Annotated in this window: 5 protein-coding genes; all 5 read left to right on the top strand. The window is 71.4% G+C overall.

Translation table 11 applies throughout. From position 1 onward, the window contains the following. On the top strand, nt 1-963 hold a 963-nt coding region (locus AC13HU_RS33280), incomplete at its 5' end, for an SRPBCC domain-containing protein (RefSeq protein WP_483045711.1). A gap of 74 nt (nt 964-1,037) precedes the next feature. Beyond that, nucleotides 1,038-1,835: an aldose epimerase family protein gene (locus AC13HU_RS33275; protein WP_483045710.1), complete on the top strand. Its 798-nt coding sequence runs from the start codon at nt 1,038-1,040 to the stop codon at nt 1,833-1,835. A 133-nt stretch (nt 1,836-1,968) separates the two neighbouring features. Continuing rightward, nucleotides 1,969-2,508 carry an orotate phosphoribosyltransferase gene (pyrE, locus tag AC13HU_RS33270; protein ID WP_483045709.1) on the top strand — a complete coding sequence of 180 codons (540 nt, stop codon included), beginning with the start codon at nt 1,969-1,971 and terminating at the stop codon, nt 2,506-2,508. Between the two features lie 205 nt (nt 2,509-2,713). Next, nucleotides 2,714-3,736 (top strand): class II fructose-bisphosphate aldolase, encoded by a 1,023-nt coding sequence (fbaA, locus tag AC13HU_RS33265; RefSeq protein WP_329366379.1) that lies wholly within the window; start codon nt 2,714-2,716, stop codon nt 3,734-3,736. 112 nt (nt 3,737-3,848) lie between these two features. Further along, nucleotides 3,849-4,262, top strand: coding sequence for a DUF3151 domain-containing protein (locus tag AC13HU_RS33260; protein ID WP_483045708.1), 414 nt, complete (start codon nt 3,849-3,851; stop codon nt 4,260-4,262). Nucleotides 4,263-4,272: the final 10 nt, after the last annotated feature.

The raw sequence follows: 4,272 nt of genomic DNA, 5'->3' as shown, positions 1-4,272 counted from the left end.
GAGCACGAGTCTTTCGTCCCGACCCCGTCCGCCCGGGTGGCGGAGACGTTCCGTACCCCGGGCGCCGTGGCGTCCGCGCTGCCGGGATGGCAGCCGGACCCGGACACGGCGGAGAGCGAGCGCGTGGTGCGCGGGAGGCTGCGGCTGCGCATCGCGGGCTCGACCATCACGTATCGCGGCTCCGTCACCGTGAAGGGCGACGCCTCGCCGTTTACGCTGGAGGCCCGAGGCACGGAGGTGCGCGGCGACGGCGTGGTCGAGGTCGGCGTACGGATCACGGTGACGGACACCGAACTGCCACAACCGGGCACGACCGTGGAATACCGCGGCGAGGCGACCGCGACCGGCCGCCTCGCGTCGTACGACCCGGCGGTGGTGGAAGCCGCGGTGGTGCGCCTGCTGGACCGTTTCTCCACGGGCATCGCCGAGCAGGCCCCGCCCACCTACCCGGCCGCAACGGCCACCCCGGAAGGCCCCGAGCCCGCCGCCGAGGACCGGACCCCCGAGGACCGCACCACCGGTGACGCCGCGCCCGGCGACCTGGCCCCCGAAGAATCTGCCCCCGAGGACCCCGCTTCCCAGGAATCCGCCTCCGACGACTCCGCCTCCGAGGACCCCGCTTCCGACGACTCCGCCTCCGAAGAGCCCGACGTCGTGGACGACCTCGGCGATCCGAGCCCCGAACTGACGGAGTTCGAACTCGTCGAGGTCGAGGTGGACGTCCCGGAGAGCGCTGCCGCCCTGGACGACCTCGTGCCGCCCGCCGAGGCCGCGCACGCCCGGCGGACGATGATCGGGCGCAGCGCGGAGGAGGTCGACCACGCGCCGCCGCGCGGCCGGTACGCACCGGTGCCTGCGCCGGACGCCACTTCGGCGGCGACGCTGCGGTGGGCGGCGCCGGCGGCTGCGGCGCTGCTGGCGTCGGCGGTCGTGGTGGGCAGGGTGCTGCGCCGCCGCAGGTGATACGGGGTGATCCGACGGCGGGCCTGGGCGAGCGTGCGTGAGCCGACGGCATCACGGCCGCTACGCTCGTTTCCGTGGAGACTGAAACGAAACTGACGGCGGGCGACGCCGAACTGACCTTGCAGCCCGAGCACGGTTGCCGGATCGCCTCGCTGACGGTCGGCGGGACCGAACTCCTGCGCCAGGGCGAGAAATTCGGCGCCTTCCTGATGGTGCCGTGGTGCGGCCGCACCGAGAACGGCGTGTTCCGCAACGGCGGGGTGACCCACCAACTCCCCATCGACGCACCGCCGCACGCGATCCACGGCACGGGACGGCACTCGGCCTGGCACGAGGCGTCCCCGGCGACGCAGACCACCGCGGCCTACTACTACGACCTTGCCGACCCGTGGCCGTATCCGGGCCGGGTCACCCACACCATCGAACTCGCCCCGCACTCCGTGAAGCTGTCGCTGAGCGTGGAGGCACGCGGCGACTCCTTCCCGGCGCAGGCCGGCTGGCACCCGTGGTGGCTGCGCAACCTCGGCCAGGGCGGTCAGGACGTCGAACTGGCCTTCAGCGCCGCGTGGCAGGAAGAACGCGGCGACAACCACCTGCCCAACGGCAACCGCATCGACCCCAAGCCCGGACCGTGGGACGACTGTTTCGGGATGCCGGACGGCGTGGACGTCACCCTGAACTGGCCCGGGGAGATGACGGTGCGGGTCAGCAGCCCGAGCGAGTGGGTCGTCGTCTACACGGAGCAGCCCGAAGCGGTGTGCGTGGAGCCGCAGTCGGGCCCGCCCAACGGCCTGAACACGCGGCCCCGCCTGGTCACCCCGATCGACCCGCTGGAGATCAGCACGGTGTGGAGTTGGCAGAAGGTCGGTTGAGGGGACCGGGGGACCGGCCGGTTGGAGAGTCGGCCCGGCGACTGGACCGGCGGCTCGCCCGGGCTTCCGGAACCCGCTTCCGCCCTTCTACTCGGGACATACCCGTGTCCGCCGCTCGGCTAATCTCATCCATATGAGCGACGTACGCACCGCCCTCCTGCGGCAGATCAAGGACAAGGCCGTCGTGCACGGCAAGGTGACCCTCTCCTCGGGCCTCGAAGCCGACTTCTACATCGACCTGCGCCGGATCACCCTGGACGGCCAGGCCGCGCCGCTCGCCGGCCAGGTGATGCTCGACCTCACCGCGGATCTGGAGTTCGACGCGGTGGGCGGGCTCACCCTGGGCGCCGACCCGGTGGCCACGTCGATGCTGCACGCAGCGGCCGCCCGCGGCCGGCGGCTGGACGCGTTCGTGGTGCGCAAGGCCACCAAGACCCACGGCCTCCAGCGCCGGATCGAGGGCACCGAGGTCAAGGGCCGCCGGGTGCTGGTGGTGGAGGACACCTCCACCACCGGCGGTTCGCCGCTGACCGCCGTCGAGGCGGTCCGCGAGGCCGGCGGCGAGGTCGTGGCCGTCGCGGTGATCGTCGACCGGGGCGCCGCCCCGAAGGTGGCCGAGGCGGGCCTGCCGTACCTGGCGGCCTACTCGCTCAAGGACCTCGACCTGTCCTGAGCGCCAGTTCTGACCTGCGCTTCATGGCTCCTGGGATGTTTCACGTGAAACATCCCAGGAGCCTTCGCATGTCCGCGGGCGGCCCACCACGGGCCCGGCGCGAGGCAAGGTGGTGTATTCGTTCGAGTCTGGGAAGATAAGGGCGACGATGACGTCGCCACGCACGCCAGCAGTACCACCCGCACAGTCATGAGGAGCGGAAACGATGCCCATCGCAACCCCCGAGGTCTACGGCGAGATGCTCGACCGGGCGAAGGCCGGCAACTTCGCCTACCCGGCCATCAACGTCACGTCGTCGCAGACCTTGCACGCGGCCCTGCGCGGCCTCGCCGAGGCGGAGAGCGACGGCATCATCCAGATCTCCACGGGTGGCGCGGAGTTCCTGGGCGGTCAGTACAGCAAGGACATGGTGACCGGTGCGGTCGCGCTCGCGGAGTTCGCGCACATCGTCGCCGAGAAGTACCCGGTCACGGTCGCGCTGCACACCGACCACTGCCCGAAGGACAAGCTCGACGGATACGTCCGCCCGCTGCTGAAGATCTCCCAGGAGCGCGTGGCCGCCGGCCGCAACCCGCTCTTCCAGTCCCACATGTGGGACGGCTCAGCCGAGACGTTGGACGACAACCTTGCCATCGCCAAGGAACTGCTGGCCGAGGCGGTCAAGGCGAAGATCATCCTGGAGATGGAGATCACCCCGACCGGCGGTGAAGAGGACGGCATCTCCCACGAGATCAACGACTCCCTCTACACCACCGTCGACGACGCCTTCCGTACCGTGGAGGCCGTCGGCCTCGGCGAGAACGGCCGCTACCTGCTGGCCGCCTCCTTCGGCAACGTGCACGGCGTCTACAAGCCGGGCAACGTGGTGCTGCGCCCGGGCATCCTCCGCGAGCTCCAGGACGCGGTGGCCCAGAAGTACGGCAAGGCCAACGCGTTCGACTTCGTCTTCCACGGCGGCTCCGGCTCGACGACCGACGAGATCAACGAGGCGCTGGAGAACGGCGTGGTCAAGATGAACATCGACACCGACCTCCAGTACGCGTTCACCCGCCCCGTCGCCGGCCACATGTTCAGCAACTACGACGGTGTGCTGAAGGTCGACGGCGAGGTCGGCAACAAGAAGGCGTACGACCCGCGGGTGTGGGGCAAGGCCGCCGAGGCCGGGATGGCCGCGCGCGTCGTCGTCGCCGCCCAGGACCTGCGCTCGGCGGGCAACCGCCGCAAGTAGCGCTCCGGCGCGCCCTGTTCGGCGCCCAGAGCGCGGCGAGAACCAAGTGAAAAGGAGGCCCCTGGCAACTGCCGGGGGCCTTCCGCCTGTCCGCTCGGGCAGACTGGAACCCATGGCCAATCACGAGAACCTGCTCGGGGGTCCCGCCCCCACCCACCTGCCCGACGACCCGGAGCCGCGCGAACTGCTCGCCTCCGGTGCCGCGCCCGCCGAGGTGGCGGCGAAGTACCCGTCCTCCTCGCTCGCCTGGGCGCAACTGGCCGACGACGCGTTCGAAGGCGGCCGGGTGGTGGAGTCCTACGCCTACGCGCGGACCGGCTACCACCGCGGCCTGGACGCGCTGCGCAGGGCCGGGTGGCGGGGCCACGGCCCCGTGCCGTTCGAGCACGAGCCGAACCGCGGCTTCCTGCGCGCCCTGCACGCGCTGGCCCGCGCCGCACAGGGGATCGGCGAGCAGGACGAGTACGAGCGCTGCATGACCTTCCTGCGGGACAGCTCGCCGACCGCCGCCGACACGCTGGGCTGATCCGCCCGCC

It is taken from the genome of Streptomyces sp. NH27 (assembly GCF_056859195.1).
Note: the sequence above shows the minus strand (reverse complement) of the source record. Positions and strands in the feature narration are given on the sequence as shown.

Excerpts from the sequence above, each read along its gene's own strand:
- fbaA (WP_329366379.1), top strand. The coding sequence starts at position 2,714 with ATGCCCATCGCAACCCCCGAGGTCTACGGCGAGATGCTCGACCGGGCG.
- AC13HU_RS33260 (WP_483045708.1), top strand. The coding sequence starts at position 3,849 with ATGGCCAATCACGAGAACCTGCTCGGGGGTCCCGCCCCCACCCACCTG.
- pyrE (WP_483045709.1), top strand. The coding sequence starts at position 1,969 with ATGAGCGACGTACGCACCGCCCTCCTGCGGCAGATCAAGGACAAGGCC.